We start from the raw sequence: 13,003 nt of genomic DNA, 5'->3' as shown, positions 1-13,003 counted from the left end.
GGGGCGGTGCCATGTGGCGTGGTGGCATCGAGCGCGAACTGGGGGTCGCCGGTGGCGACGGCAGGGGAGGCCGTCGCCACCGACGCATTTCATAACCGCGCTAACCTTAAAGAACGCGGTCACGGAAAGTCACAAGTCTCTTCGGGTGCGCGTCGTTGTGCTACCGGCTCTCGGGTTGCGGGTGCTGGTGCGACGCGGGCCTGCCAGGACGGCTACCCTCGCGTACGGGATAACTCGTGTGCTAGAGCGAGTATGCCCGGATTAGTTAGCAGACTGGCTGGAGTGCCGCACTCGTGTTCGACACGCTTTCCGATCGACTTACCGCCACCCTGCAGAACCTGCGGGGCAAGGGGCGACTGTCCGACGCCGATATCGACGCGACCGCGCGCGAGATCCGCATCGCGCTGCTGGAAGCCGATGTGGCGCTACCGGTGGTCAAAGAGTTCATCGCGCAAATCAAGCAGCGCGCCAAGGGCGCCGAGGTACACCAGGCGCTGAACCCGGCGCAGCAGGTGATCAAGATCGTCAACGAGGAGCTGGTCGGCATCCTCGGTGGCGAGACCCGCCGGCTGAACCTGGCGAAGAACCCACCAACGGTGATCATGCTCGCCGGTCTGCAGGGTGCTGGTAAGACGACGCTCGCCGGCAAGCTGGCCAGGTTCCTGCGCGGGCAGCAGCACACCCCGCTGCTGGTGGCCTGCGACTTGCAGCGGCCGAACGCGGTGACCCAGCTACAGGTGGTCGGCGAACGCGCCGAGGTCCCGGTTTTCGCCCCGCACCCCGGCGTGACCTCGGACGACGAGACCGTCACGGGCGACCCGGTCGCCGTCGCCAAGCAGGCGATCGAGGAAGCCAATCACGCGCAGCACGACATCGTCATCGTGGACACCGCCGGCCGGCTGGGTGTCGACGAGGAGTTGATGCGCCAGGCCGCGAACATCCGGGACGCCGTACAGCCCGACGAGGTGCTGTTCGTCGTGGACGCGATGATCGGTCAGGACGCGGTGAACACCGCGGAGGCCTTCCGGGACGGCGTGGGGTTCACCGGCGTGGTGCTCACCAAGCTTGACGGTGACGCCCGCGGTGGTGCGGCGCTCTCCGTGCGGCAGGTGACCGGCCAGCCGATCCTGTTCGCCTCGAACGGCGAGAAACTCGAGGACTTCGACGCCTTCCACCCGGACCGGATGGCCAGTCGCATCCTCGGTATGGGCGATATGCTCAGCTTGATCGAGCAGGCCGAACAGGCCTTCGACCAGGAGCAGGCCGAGGCCGCGGCGGCGAAGATCGGCACCGGCGAGCTCACCCTCGAGGACTTCCTCGAGCAGATGCTCGCGGTGCGCAAGATGGGTCCGATCGGCAATCTGCTCGGCATGCTGCCCGGCGCCGGCCAGATGAAGGACCAGCTCGCCAACGTCGACGACAAGCACCTTGACCGGCTGCAGGCGATCATTCGCGGTATGACACCGGCCGAGCGGGCGAATCCGAAGATCATCGATGCCTCCCGGCGCAAGCGCATCGCGCGCGGTTCCGGTGTGCAGATCAGGGAGATCAACGACCTGGTCAACCGGTTCTACGAAGCCCGCAAGATGATGCAGCAGATGGCCGGCCAGTTCGGCTTCGGCGGCGGTGGCGGTAAGAAGAACCGTAAGGGCAAGAAGGGCAAGAAGGGCAAGAACCGGGGCCCGACCCCGCCGAAGGTACGCGGCGGCATGCCAGGAGGCATGCCTGGCGGAATGCCGGGCCAGCTGCCGCCAGGCATGGGCGGTATGGGTGGTCTCGGTGGCGGCGGGCTCAACGAGTTGCCGCCCGGCTTCGACCCCTCGAAGCTGAACCTGCCGAAGAACAAATGACCGCCCTGCACCTGCGCGGCGTCGTACTGCCCGAGGACGAACCGCGCGAACTGTGGATCGTCAACGGGCGGATCCGTACCGAGCCGGTGCCTGGTGCGCGCACCATCGTCGACGGCGGCTACCTGTTGCCAGGGTTGGTCGACGCGCATTGCCATATCGGGCTGGGGGCGCACGGCCCGCTCCCGCTCGACGAGGCGATCACGGACGCGGAGACCGACCGGGACGCGGGTACCCTGCTGATCCGCGACTGCGGGGTGCCGATCGACAACCGGCCGCTGCAGGAGCGCGCCGACCTGCCTCGAATCGTGCGGGCCGGCCGGCATCTTGCTCGCCCCAAGCGCTACCTGCCGGCGATCGGCAAGGAGCTGGACGATCCCGCGCTGCTGCCCGATGCGGTCCGCGAACAGGCCGAAGCCGGCGACGGCTGGGTGAAACTGGTCGGCGACTGGATCGACCGAGGCGTCGGTGACCTCGCGCCGCTCTGGTCGGATGACGTGCTCGCCGAGGCGATCGAGGTGGCGCACCGGCACGGCGCGCGGGTGACCGCGCACGTCTTCGGTGAGGACGCGTTGCCGGGGCTGATCGGCGCGGGTATCGACTGCATCGAGCACGGCACCGGGCTGCGGGCGGACACCATCCAGGAAATGGCGCGCAGGGGCACCGCGCTGGTGCCCACACTGATCAACATCGAAAACTTCCCCGGGTTCGCGGACGCCGCGAGCAAGTACCCGGATTACGCGAAGCATATGCGCGAGCTCTATGCGGGCGTGCGGGAAACCGTCGGCGCCGCGATCGAGGCGGGTATCCCGGTCTACGCGGGCACCGATGCCGGTGGCGGCATCGCGCACGGCCGGCTGGCCGATGAGGTCGAGGCCCTGCACGCGGTCGGCATGCCCGCGGTTGACGCGCTCGGCGCGGCGTCCTGGCTGGCCAGGGACTGGCTCGGGTTCACCGGGCTGCGCGAGGGCGCGGCCGCGGATGTGCTCGCGTACGAGACCGATCCGAGGGCAGATCTGGGGGTGCTCCGCGCGCCGAAGCGGATCGTGTTGCGGGGAGCCGTTGTCGGCTGACCGCGGCGAAGGCGAATCCGGCGAACCGGATCCGGCCCGCCGCGACCCCGGCTGGGGCCCCTTCGTGGTGGCCGGGATGCACTGGGGTTTTCTGACCTTTTTTGCCGCGGTCGGCGGGTTCTACCTGGTGGCGCTCGTGCTCGGTGCGCTGCTTTCCGGGGACAGCGGGTTGGTCTCCGCGACGAGCACGCCGGATCTTGGCCCCGTGGTACTGCTTGCCTTCCTGCCGAACCTGCTGCTCGGTATCGTCCCGATGCTTGGCTCCTGGCGCTGGGGCGCGGGTCTGCGGGTGGACTTCGGGATCCTGCCAGGCAAACGTGAACTGGTGGTCGGATTGGCCTGCGGTGGGTTCGCGTTGCTCGCCGCGTACCTGGTCAATCTGATCTTGCTCGCGGCGCGGGGCCAGGACGAGGTCCGCGACCCGTTGGCCGAACTCAGCCGGCTCGCTGGGGACGAGGCGGCCTGGCTCGTGGCGATCGCGTTGTTCACCGTGATCGGGGCGCCACTGACCGAGGAGCTATTGCTGCGCGGCGGGTTGTGGAACGCGCTCGAGCACTACCGGGTACCCAGGTACGCGATCCTCGGGCTGACCGCGCTGGTGTTCGCTTTCCTGCACGAAGAGCCGGCCCGTACCCCGGCGCTGATCGTCCAGGGCCTGGCGATCGGCGCGGCGCGCATGATCACCGGCCGGACAAGTGCGAGTATCGTCGCGCACGCCGCCAACAACCTGGTGCCCGCGCTGGCACTTCTCCAAGTAGCGGCCGGATAGCCAAGGAAGCGACTAGCGTGGGTCATTCGTGCCCGGACGAGCCAGGTGGGAGGACCCCGGTGAGCGATGAGCCCGCGCGGGGCGAGGCAAGCCCCAGCGGCCCAGATGGTCCCAGCGGCCCAGATGGTTCCAGCGGCCCAGATGGTTCCAGTGGCCCAGATGGTTCCAGTGGCCCAGATGGTTCCAGGGGCCCAGGCGACGGCTCAGCCGGTACCGATCCCGCGGTAAGTACTCCGCCCAGTCATCGCTGGGGCCTCGGGGCGTTCATCCTGGTCGAGGTGGTGTTGCTCGCCTCGGCCGCGTTCATCAGCGTATTGCTCAGCGACCGGGTGGCGCCCGGCACGCCGCTACCGATGTACGTGGTGCTGGTGGGCACCATCCTGCCGCCGATGATCGCGGCGGGTACCGCCTTGCTGATCACCCGGCTGCGCGGGAACGGGCCGCTGATCGATCTGCGGCTGTCCTGGCGCTGGGATGATGTGCGCATTGGCCTGAAATTCGGCCTGCTCGGCCTCGTGGTCACCATCATCGGCGCGTTCGTCTGGACCGAGGTGGTCGGTCCGCAGGATGGCCGCTCGGCGATCAGCGCGCTGGTGGACGACCGGGCCATGGGCGTCAGCGCGGCCATTGTGATGTTCGTCTACCTCTGGCTGGTCGGCCCGATCTGCGAGGAGATCATCTACCGCGGCATGCTCTGGGGCGCGCTCGAGCGCATCGGGATGGGGCGGTTGATCACCTTTCTGCTCACCACGGCGGTGTTCGCGGTGAGCCATTTCGAACCGCTGCGCACGACGTTGCTGCTGGTGATGGCGGTACCGATCGGGCTGGTACGGCTCTACACCGGGCGGCTGCTCGGCAGTATCGTGGCGCATCAGATGAACAACTTTCTGCCCGCGCTGGCGATCTTGCTCACCGCGCTCGGCGTGATGCCCATCTGAGTGGTCGGGGTAGGCGGTCCCCGTTCCGCGAGGATCTGGCAGAATAGCTAGCTGCCCGCTGCGGACGGACCCTCTCACCGTGCCGCGGAGGCCAACCGAACTTCTGGATACGCATGGCCGCCCCCACTCGGTTGCGGCGTGTCCGCCTCTAGCGACGAGAGATTTGAGGAGCACCACAACCCGTGGCTGTCAAGATCAAGCTGCAGCGCCTTGGCAAGATTCGTGCGCCGTACTACCGGATCATCGTGGCCGACGCCCGCACCCGTCGGGATGGCAGGGCGATCGAGACGATCGGCAAGTACCACCCGAAGGAGGAGCCGAGCCTCATCGAGGTCGACTCCGAGCGGGCGCAGTACTGGCTGGGTGTCGGCGCGCAGCCGACCGAGCCGGTCGAGAACATCCTGAAGATCACCGGTGACTGGCAGAAGTTCAAGGGCCTGCCGGGTGCCGAGGGCACGCTGAAGGTCGCCGAGCCGAAGCCGGACAAGAAGGCGCTGTTCGAGGCCGCCGTCGCCGCCGCTGGCGAGGAGCCGGTTGCCGACGCCACCACGCCGAAGAAGAAGGCGCCGAAGAAGGACGCCGGCGAGAAGGCCGAAGACAAGAAGGCCGAGGCCAAGAAGGCTGACGACGAGAAGCCTGCGGAAGGCGACCAGTCGGCCGAAAAGGCTGAGGCGTGAGCTTCCTCGCCGACTCGCTCGAGCACCTGGTGCGCGGCATCGTGGACAACCCGGACGACGTTCGGGTTGAGCTGTTGACCACCCGCCGTGGCCGGACGCTCGAAGTGCACGTCAACCCAGACGATCTGGGCAAGGTCATCGGGCGCAGCGGCCGCACGGCCACCGCGCTGCGTACCGTGATGACCGGCATCGGTGGTCGCGGCGTCCGGGTGGACGTCGTCGACACCGATCACTGACCGCCGCGCTGTCGTCGTCGATGGACGTTGTAGTCGGGCGGATCGCCAAGGCGCACGGAGTGACGGGTGAGCTGACCGTCGAGGTGCGCACGGATTCTCCGGAAGAGCGGTTCGCCGACGGCGCGGTGGTGAACGCCCGGATGCGCGGTGGCGAACGTCGAGAACTCGTGGTCGAGTCCGTTCGCCCGCATTCGGGACGGCTGCTTGTTCGGTTCGAGCAGGTAGTGACCAGGGAAGCCGCCGAAGCCCTGCGCGGTTGCCTGCTGGTGGCGGATACCGACGCCTTGCCGCCTACCGACGACCCCGATGAGTTCTACGACCATGAGCTCGAGGGGTTGCATGTCGTGCTCGCGGACGGCAGTTCGGTTGGCACGGTGGCCGAGGTGGTGCATGTGCCGGGTAGCGAGCTGTTGGCGGTGGATCGCCCGGATGGCAGCCAGGCGCTGATCCCGTTCGTGCAGGAGATCGTGCCGGAGATCGATATCCAGGCCGGTCGTGTGGTGCTCACTCCGCCCGAGGGTCTGCTCGACCCCCTCTGACCGCGCTAACCTTAAAGAACGCGGTCACGCGCTGTCACCGCAAGATGCTTAAGGATTGCGGTCTCCGAGGGTGCGGCAGAACCGCAAGATCCTTAAAGGTTGCGGTTGGGGCGGCGCACTGGCGACCGCAACGCGCCCGATAACCGCGCTAACCTTAAAGATTGCGGTTACGTGCTGTCACCGATCCCGCGGCGTCCGCGCTGGTCAAGGCGCGCAGCGCCGAGTTCGACCACGTCCTCAACCGCAAGATCCTTAAAGGTTGCGGTTGGGGTGGCGCACTGGCGACCGCAACGCGCCCGCTGACCGCGCTAACCTTAAAGATTGCGGTTACGGGGTGTCACCGCAAGATGCTTAAGGATTGCGGTTGGGGTGGGCGCCGGGGTGGCCGGCGGCCCACCCGGTCGGTTAGTGGCGGGCGTGCAGGAACTCGGCCCAGCTGGTTGCGGGGAAGATGAGTGTGCCCGCCGTGGGGTTCTTGGAGTCGCGGACGCCCACCGCGCTGTCGGCGACCGCGACCTCGACGCAGTTCCCGCTACTGCCGCTGTAGCTGCTGGTGCGCCAGGTGGCCGGCGCGAAAGCCACCTCGACGCAGTCGCCGGAACTGCCGCTGTAGCTGCTCTTACGCCATTGTGCTGCGGAGAAATCCGCGTTGATCACGTCTGCTCCTCGGAGTATCGGGCCAGCTCGGCGATCAGCTGGGCCGAGCGCTTCGCTGGCAGGGCCCTGGCCAGGATCCGTTCCCATGCCAGCTTATAGCTGTCGATATGCGGAGCTTCCTCCAGGAAGATGCTCTGTGCTCGGTTCTCCAGATACACCAGGGTCGGCTGGCTGTCGAACTCCATGATCATGAACGGGCCCTCCAAGCCGGGATGCGGCCCCGCCGATACCGGCACCACCTGCACCGTCACCCGTGGCCGCTGCGCCACCTCGTGCAGGTGCCGCAGCTGCGCGGCCAGCACGCCGGGAATGCCAATCGGCACCCGCAGGGCGGGTTCGTAGAGCAAGACGTGCAACGCGGGTGGCACGGTTCGGCTGAGTACGCCCTGTCGGCCAAGCCGGGCGGACACTCGATTGTCTATTTGAGACGGAGTGAGTGGTCGTTCGATGGTGCCCTCGATAATCGCCCGGGCATAGTCGGCGGTCTGCAACAGGCCGGGAATCCACAGTGGTTGGTAAGTGCGTAGCGCGGTGGTGCTCGATTCCAGTTCGATCAGCGCCTGCCACTGATCCGGCAGCCCGCTGCGATGTACCCGCACCCAGCCCGGGGCGGCCGCATTGCGTACCAGTTCGAGAATGTCCTCCCTGCGTTCCAGCGGGACGTGATAGAGCCCCAGCATCGCGGCCACTTCCTCGAGTTGCAGCCCGAGCTGGCCGTTTTCCACCCTGCTGACCTTGCTCTGCGAGATGCCCAGCCGCCGGCCGGCCTCGCCGGTCGTCAGCCCCGCGCCCTGGCGCAACCGTTTGAGCTCCGCCGAGACCTGCCGCGAACGGACCGTCGGCTTACCCCCAGGTGTTCCGGTCACGATGCGTCCCTCCGCTCGAAATAATTCCGTATGCGCATAAACATGTGCGCTGCGTGTTCACTTGCCACACTTACTAGGTCATCACCACACACGCAAACGCATCGATGCGACGCCATCGGTGCAGGGGAGGAAGCGCTCATGTCCCTTTACCGGCAGAGCGGGCTCAGCATCGAATCCTGGGTGGAAATGGCCTCGTACCCGGTCACCAGATACGAGGTGGACGTGCTCAACGACAGGGCCACACTGTTCTTCGGGAAGGCCGAGGAGTTCGTGTTGAACCTGGATCGGGAAGGGCTCAGCCGGATCGCCACGCTGGCCGACGCGGCACACCTACGCCTGGTCGCCGCCGACGCGGACGAACCGCAAGATCCCTAAAGAACGCGATCCCGGTGAACGCGGTTACCGAGCGGCTACAGGCCCCATTCCAGCTCGGCGCTCGCGCGGCGCAGTTCGTGCAGGGCAGCGCCGGCCCACGCCCGATCGCAGCGGGTGGAGCGACCGGATACGGTCAGCGCGCCCACCAGTTTCCCGGCGCGCAACACCGGCACCGCGACCGCCAGCGAACCGGGGATGAACTCACCGTGCGATACCGCGACACCTCGTTTGCGGGAGTGCACCAACAGTTCGCGCAACCTCGGCACATCCGGGCTCGCCGGCGTGAATCGTTCCAGCCGGGCGCCCAGTACTCGATCCCGCAGCCGCTGCGGCGAGTAGGCGAGTAGCAGCCGCTTCGAAGCGCCCGCGTAAATCGGCAACGGCTGGTGCAAGGGAAACACGTTCCCCTGCGCCGCCGGCGCGAACGCCTGGTCAAGGCATACCGCCCGGAGCCCTGAGCGCACCGTCAGCAGCGCGGTTTCCCCGGTAGCCGCGCCCAGCCGCTCCAGCAGCGGGCGGGCGCGGCGCACCAGCTCCGCGTCCGCGCCGGTGCCGGCCGCGCTCCAGTACCGCCCCTGTTCCTCCTCGACGAAACCGGCCGAGCGCAACGATTTCAGGTAGCGGTACACCGTGCTCAGCGGGATCTCCAGCCGTTCGGCCAGCTGGTCGGCACGCAGCGGGCCGTCCTCGCGTATCGCCGCGAGCACGGCCAGCCCGCGCTCGAACGAACTACCAACGGTCATCGGTCCTCCGGGTGCCGAGCAGGCGGGTTCTCGCGTCGTGAGAATCCTCTTTTGCCGCCGCGTCATCCTGCGCGCTACAAGTGGCGCAGATCAACCTTCTGGAGGACAGCCGTGTTGACCGCGCTGGGTTTCGGCACCGTCGCCGTAATCCTCTTACTCCTGCTCACCAGCCGGGTAGCCGCCATCGTCGCGCTGATCGCGATCCCCGTGCTGGCCGCGCTGGTTGGTGGGTTCGGGCTGGCCGATATCGGCGAGTTCGTCACCACCGGCATCGGTGACATCGCCGGCGTGCTGATCATGTTCGTGTTCGCCATCCTGTACTTCGGCGTGATGCGGGACGCGGGACTTTTCGACCCGATCGTGCGGCGGGTGCTGCGCTTCGCCGGTCACCAACCGGTGACGATCGTGCTCGCCACCGCGCTGCTCGCGATGTGCGCGCATCTGGACGGCGCCGGCGCCACCACCTTCCTGATCACCATTCCGGCGCTGCTGCCGCTCTACGAGGCGATGGGGATGAGCCGGCTGGTGCTGGCCACCGTCACCGGGCTCGGCGCCGGGGTGATGAACATGCTCCCGTGGGGCGGGCCCACCGCGCGCGCGGCGACCGTGGTTGGCGTCGACGCCAACGAGCTGTGGGTGCCGCTGATCCCGGCCCAGGCGGCCGGGGTGCTCGCGGTGCTCGGGATCGCCTACCTGCTCGGGCGGCGGGAACGTAACCGGCTGGGGGTGGGTGCCGAGCTGGGCGCGACCATCAGCCCGGAACTGCCCGAGGAAGACCCCGAACTACGCCGACCTCGGCTGTTCTGGGTGAACGTGGCGCTGACCGTGCTCACCGTTGGCGTGCTGATCTCCGGAGTGCTGCCGCCACAGGTCGTCTTCATGATCTCCGTGGTACTCGCGCTGGTGATCAACTACCCGGGCATGCGGGCACAACAGGCGCGCGTGGACGCGCATGCGCGCGGCGCGATCCTGATGGCGAGCACGCTGGCCGCGGCCGGTGCCTTCCTCGGGATCATGGAAGAGACCGGGATGACCGAGGCGATGGCACGCAGCCTGGCGAGCATCATGCCGGACTCGGCCGCGCCCCTGTTGCCGCTGATCATCGGCGCGCTTGGCGTGCCGCTTTCCTTCCTGTTCGGGCCGGACCCGTACTACTACGGCGTATTGCCGATCCTGACCTCGGTCGGCGAGCAGTTCGGCATCGATCCAACGCTGATCGCACAGGCATCGTTGACCGGTGAGGAAACAGTCGGCTTCCCGCTCACCCCGATGACCGCGTCCTTCTTCCTGCTCGTCGGTCTGGCCAAAGTGGATATTGGCAAGCACATCAGGCATATGCTGCCGTGGGCCTGGGGCGTGAACCTGGTGATCCTCGCGGTGGCCGTGGCGACGGGAGTGGTGCCACTGTGGGCGGGCTGAGCGAACGAGCCGTGCGCATCGGTTCCGGGGCCGGATACAGCGGGGACCGGATCGACCCCGCGGTGGACCTGGCCCGCCGGGGTGAGCTCGACTACCTGGTGTTCGAATGCCTCGGCGAGCGGACCACGGCGAGCGCGCAGCTGGCGCGCCAGGCCGACCCGGATGCGGGTTTCGACCCGTTGCTCGAAGCACGGATGCGCGCGGTCCTGCCCTGGTGCGCCGGGAAAACCCGGGTGATCACCAATATGGGCGCGGCCAACCCGGATGCCGCGGCCGAACGAGTCGCCGCGATCGCCGCCGAACTCGGTAACCCGGAGCTGCGGGTTGCCTGCGTAACCGGGGATGACGTGCTGCACCTGGTTTCCGCCGAGGACGCGGTTTCGGCGAACGCGTACCTGGGCGCGGATCCGGTGGTAGCCGCGCTGCGCGCCGGCGCGGACGTGGTGATCACTGGGCGGGTGGCCGATGCCGCGTTGTTCCTCGCGCCGATGCGCTACGAGTTCGGCTGGGCCGCCGACGACTGGGACTTGCTTGCCGCCGGCACCGTCGTCGGGCACCTGCTGGAATGTGCCGGCCAGCTGACTGGCGGCTACTTCGCCGATCCGGTCAGCGATCCGGTACCGGAGCTGGCCCGACTCGGCTTCCCGCTCGCCGTGGTACGCGCGGACGGTTCGGCGGAGCTGACCAAGCTGCCCGACACGGGCGGCCGGTTGGATCGGCTGACCGTCACCGCGCAGCTGTTGTACGAAGTGGACGATCCGGCGCGGTACCTGACGCCGGACGTGACGGTGGATCTGACCGGCGTGCGCGTCGAGGAGATCGCGCCGGATGTGGTGCGGCTGCGCGGTGCGCGCGGCGCGGCGGCCCCGAGGGAGCTCAAGGCGCTGATCGGCCGCCGGGCGGGATTCCTTGGCGAGGGCGAGATCAGTTATCGCGGGCCGGGCGCGCGCGCCCGTGCGCGGCTGGCCGGCGAGGTGGTGCTCGCTCGGCTGGACGGCGTGCACGGGCTGGTGTTGCACGAACCGAGGGTCGATCTGATCGGCTGCGCCGACGATCCCGCCGCCGAACCGCCCGAGGTGCGCCTGCGGGTCGCGGCCAGGACGGCGTCCGAATCGGACGCGGCGTTGATCGGCTGGGAGGTGGAGACGCTGTATACCAATGGGCCGGCTGGCGGTGGTGGCGCGCGCCGCTCGGTACGCCCAGTACTCGAACTGGACCCGGTGTTCCTCCCACGTGCTGAGGTTGCCGGCGCGGTGCGGATGGTCGGTGAGCCCGGATGAGGTCGCTGCGGGAACTCGCCGTGGTGCGTACCGGGGACAAGGGCGCGCTGGTCACCGTCGCCGTACTGGCAAGGAATCCGGTGGACTATCCGCTACTGGCGCGCGCGCTACCCGCGAGCGTGGTCGCCGCGCGGTTGGCTCCGGTGCTCACCGGTCCGGTACGCCGGCATGAACTCCCGCTGCTCGGTGCGCTGCTGTTCAGCTGCGCAGGGGTACGCGGCGGCGGTGTGTCGAGTTCGACCGAGCTCGACGCGCACGGCAAGACCTACGGTCACCTGTTGCTGGACATCGAACTGGAGGAACGATGAGTGAATGGCTCGGCTTGACCGGTAAGCGGGTACTGGTTGCCGGGGCTGGTGGCCTCGGCGGGGCCTGCGCCACGGCTTTCGCCGATGCCGGAGCGAGCGTTATCGCCGCGGATATCCAGGCGCGCGAGTTGCCGGGGGTGCGTACGGTCGCCGCCGACATGTCCACATCGGACGGGTGTCGGGAGCTGGTGGATTCGGCCGCTACCAAGCTTGGCGGGCTCGATGTGCTGGTGCACTCGGTTGGTCAGAACATTCGCAAGCCGGTGCTGGAGACCAGCGACGAGGAGTGGCAGTCGATCCTGAACCTGAACCTGTCCACGGTGTTCTGGTTGGGCAAGGCGGCCGGCAAGCTCATGTGCGCGCAGGGATACGGCCGGCAGGTGCACCTGTCCTCGGTTGCCGGCCTGCTCGCGCATCCCGCACACGGGCCGTACGCGGCGAGCAAGGGTGGGCTGAACCAGATCGTGCGGGTGATGGCGCGGGAGTGGGCGAGCAGCGGGGTCACCGTGAACGCGGTGGCGCCGGGCTACACCGAGACCCCGTTGACCGAGGAACATCTGGCCAAACCCGGAGTGCGGGACGAACTCACCGGGCTGGTTCCCGCCGGCAAGCTCGGCTCGGTGTCCGATGTGGTGGGCCCGATCCTGTTCTTGGCTTCGGATCAGGCATCGTTTGTTACTGGACACGTGTTGTATGTGGATGGAGGTCGGACCCTTGTCTGAGCACGGCAGGCTGCCCTTGTTGGCGCCGGCGGAACTCGCCGAGGCACAACGCGTGCTGCAGGAGCGGATAGTCGGCGGTAAGCGCGCGGGACAACCGTTCCAAGCGAGCACAGCGGACGGTCGCCTGCTCGGGCCGTTCAACGCGCTGCTCTACACCCCGGAGCTGGGCCTTGCGGTGCAGGAGGTCGGCGAGCAACTGCGCTTCTCCGGCACGCTGCCGGCACGGTTGCGCGAGCTGGTGATCCTCACGGTCGGGGCGGACAGTGTTTATGAGTGGTACGCGCACAGCAGGGTGGCGCGCACGGTCGGGGTGACCGAGGCGGAACTGGAAGCCCTCGCCGCCGGCGGCACGCCGGAGACCTGCGATAGCCGGGAGGCCGTGGCGATCGAGGTGGCCAAGGCGCTGCCGGGTGAGGTCGACGCGGCGTGCTACCGGCGAGCCAGGGCGGAGTTCAGCGAGGCGGAGCTGGTCGAGCTGAGCGTGCTGGCCGGCTACTACCGCCTGCTCGCCGGCATCCTCGCCACCTTCGCCGTCCCCGCTCCCCGATAACCTC

At 68.1% G+C, this 13,003-nt stretch carries 16 protein-coding genes; 13 read left to right on the top strand and 3 right to left on the bottom strand.

All coding sequences use genetic code 11. From position 1 onward, the window contains the following. Positions 1-293 precede the first annotated feature (293 nt). The 7 genes from ffh (at position 294) to rimM (ending at position 6,079) form a co-directional block, all read left to right on the top strand. Entirely contained in the window at positions 294-1,850 is a 1,557-nt protein-coding gene (ffh, locus tag EV191_RS15980) for a signal recognition particle protein (protein WP_132877849.1), read from the top strand. Beyond that, complete coding sequence (locus EV191_RS15975) at positions 1,847-2,920, top strand: amidohydrolase family protein (RefSeq protein WP_207894546.1); 1,074 nt, start codon at positions 1,847-1,849, stop codon at positions 2,918-2,920. Before ffh ends, EV191_RS15975 begins: the two co-directional genes overlap by 4 nt. Beyond that, positions 2,910-3,689, top strand: a complete 780-nt coding sequence (locus EV191_RS15970) for a CPBP family intramembrane glutamic endopeptidase (RefSeq protein WP_243658983.1) — start codon at positions 2,910-2,912, stop codon at positions 3,687-3,689. Before EV191_RS15975 ends, EV191_RS15970 begins: the two co-directional genes overlap by 11 nt. Before the next feature lie 59 nt (positions 3,690-3,748). After that, positions 3,749-4,627 carry a CPBP family intramembrane glutamic endopeptidase gene (locus tag EV191_RS15965; protein WP_132877848.1) on the top strand — a complete coding sequence of 293 codons (879 nt, stop codon included), beginning with the start codon at positions 3,749-3,751 and terminating at the stop codon, positions 4,625-4,627. A gap of 182 nt (positions 4,628-4,809) precedes the next feature. Further along, the gene (gene rpsP, locus EV191_RS15960) at positions 4,810-5,304 is read left to right on the top strand and encodes a 30S ribosomal protein S16 (RefSeq protein WP_132877847.1); all 495 of its coding nucleotides are present in this window, start codon (positions 4,810-4,812) and stop codon (positions 5,302-5,304) included. Beyond that, positions 5,301-5,540, top strand: coding sequence for an RNA-binding protein (locus EV191_RS15955; RefSeq protein ID WP_132877846.1), 240 nt, complete (start codon positions 5,301-5,303; stop codon positions 5,538-5,540). The genes rpsP and EV191_RS15955 overlap by 4 nt, the downstream gene beginning before the upstream one ends. 20 nt (positions 5,541-5,560) lie before the next feature. After that, positions 5,561-6,079 (top strand): ribosome maturation factor RimM, encoded by a 519-nt coding sequence (gene rimM / locus EV191_RS15950; protein WP_132877845.1) that lies wholly within the window; start codon positions 5,561-5,563, stop codon positions 6,077-6,079. A 405-nt stretch (positions 6,080-6,484) separates the two neighbouring features. Here rimM and EV191_RS15945 read toward each other — a convergent pair whose 3' ends face one another. Together EV191_RS15945 and EV191_RS15940 are read right to left on the bottom strand one after the other, a co-directional pair. Next, complete coding sequence (locus EV191_RS15945) at positions 6,485-6,736, bottom strand: DUF397 domain-containing protein (RefSeq protein ID WP_243658982.1); 252 nt, start codon at positions 6,734-6,736, stop codon at positions 6,485-6,487. Continuing rightward, positions 6,733-7,602, bottom strand: a complete 870-nt coding sequence (locus tag EV191_RS15940; protein ID WP_132877843.1) for a helix-turn-helix domain-containing protein — start codon at positions 7,600-7,602, stop codon at positions 6,733-6,735. The genes EV191_RS15945 and EV191_RS15940 overlap by 4 nt, the downstream gene beginning before the upstream one ends. Before the next feature lie 138 nt (positions 7,603-7,740). Between EV191_RS15940 and EV191_RS15935 the strand changes: the two genes are divergently transcribed. Continuing rightward, positions 7,741-7,977, top strand: a complete 237-nt coding sequence (locus EV191_RS15935; protein ID WP_132877842.1) for a hypothetical protein — start codon at positions 7,741-7,743, stop codon at positions 7,975-7,977. Between the two features lie 35 nt (positions 7,978-8,012). Here EV191_RS15935 and EV191_RS15930 read toward each other — a convergent pair whose 3' ends face one another. Beyond that, the gene (locus tag EV191_RS15930) at positions 8,013-8,720 is read right to left on the bottom strand and encodes an IclR family transcriptional regulator (RefSeq protein ID WP_165912972.1); all 708 of its coding nucleotides are present in this window, start codon (positions 8,718-8,720) and stop codon (positions 8,013-8,015) included. A 51-nt stretch (positions 8,721-8,771) separates the two neighbouring features. Here EV191_RS15930 and EV191_RS15925 point away from each other — a divergent pair, with 51 nt between their 5' ends. The 5 genes from EV191_RS15925 to EV191_RS15905 are packed head-to-tail and all read left to right on the top strand — an operon-like array spanning position 8,772 to position 12,999. Further along, a complete protein-coding gene (locus EV191_RS15925) occupies positions 8,772-10,139 on the top strand; it encodes a CitMHS family transporter (RefSeq protein ID WP_132877840.1) in 1,368 nt (455 codons plus the stop codon). Further along, positions 10,127-11,419, top strand: coding sequence for an acyclic terpene utilization AtuA family protein (locus EV191_RS15920; RefSeq protein ID WP_341539619.1), 1,293 nt, complete (start codon positions 10,127-10,129; stop codon positions 11,417-11,419). The genes EV191_RS15925 and EV191_RS15920 overlap by 13 nt, the downstream gene beginning before the upstream one ends. Continuing rightward, positions 11,416-11,727, top strand: a complete 312-nt coding sequence (locus EV191_RS15915; protein WP_132877839.1) for an AtuA-related protein — start codon at positions 11,416-11,418, stop codon at positions 11,725-11,727. Before EV191_RS15920 ends, EV191_RS15915 begins: the two co-directional genes overlap by 4 nt. Next, on the top strand, positions 11,724-12,449 hold the full coding sequence (locus tag EV191_RS15910; protein WP_207894545.1) for an SDR family NAD(P)-dependent oxidoreductase: 726 nt from the start codon (positions 11,724-11,726) through the stop codon (positions 12,447-12,449). Before EV191_RS15915 ends, EV191_RS15910 begins: the two co-directional genes overlap by 4 nt. Next, on the top strand, positions 12,442-12,999 hold the full coding sequence (locus EV191_RS15905) for a carboxymuconolactone decarboxylase family protein (protein ID WP_165912971.1): 558 nt from the start codon (positions 12,442-12,444) through the stop codon (positions 12,997-12,999). The genes EV191_RS15910 and EV191_RS15905 overlap by 8 nt, the downstream gene beginning before the upstream one ends. Positions 13,000-13,003: the final 4 nt, after the last annotated feature.

The sequence above is a fragment of the Tamaricihabitans halophyticus genome, assembly GCF_004340875.1.
Taxonomy (GTDB): domain Bacteria; phylum Actinomycetota; class Actinomycetes; order Mycobacteriales; family Pseudonocardiaceae; genus Tamaricihabitans; species Tamaricihabitans halophyticus.
Note: the sequence above shows the minus strand (reverse complement) of the source record. Positions and strands in the feature narration are given on the sequence as shown.

Coding starts and splice junctions, on each gene's coding strand:
- EV191_RS15975 (WP_207894546.1), top strand. CDS start 1,847: ATGACCGCCCTGCACCTGCGCGGCGTCGTACTGCCCGAGGACGAACCG.
- rimM (WP_132877845.1), top strand. CDS start 5,561: ATGGACGTTGTAGTCGGGCGGATCGCCAAGGCGCACGGAGTGACGGGT.
- EV191_RS15935 (WP_132877842.1), top strand. CDS start 7,741: ATGTCCCTTTACCGGCAGAGCGGGCTCAGCATCGAATCCTGGGTGGAA.
- EV191_RS15930 (WP_165912972.1), bottom strand. CDS start 8,720: ATGACCGTTGGTAGTTCGTTCGAGCGCGGGCTGGCCGTGCTCGCGGCG.
- EV191_RS15915 (WP_132877839.1), top strand. CDS start 11,416: ATGAGGTCGCTGCGGGAACTCGCCGTGGTGCGTACCGGGGACAAGGGC.
- EV191_RS15910 (WP_207894545.1), top strand. CDS start 11,724: ATGAGTGAATGGCTCGGCTTGACCGGTAAGCGGGTACTGGTTGCCGGG.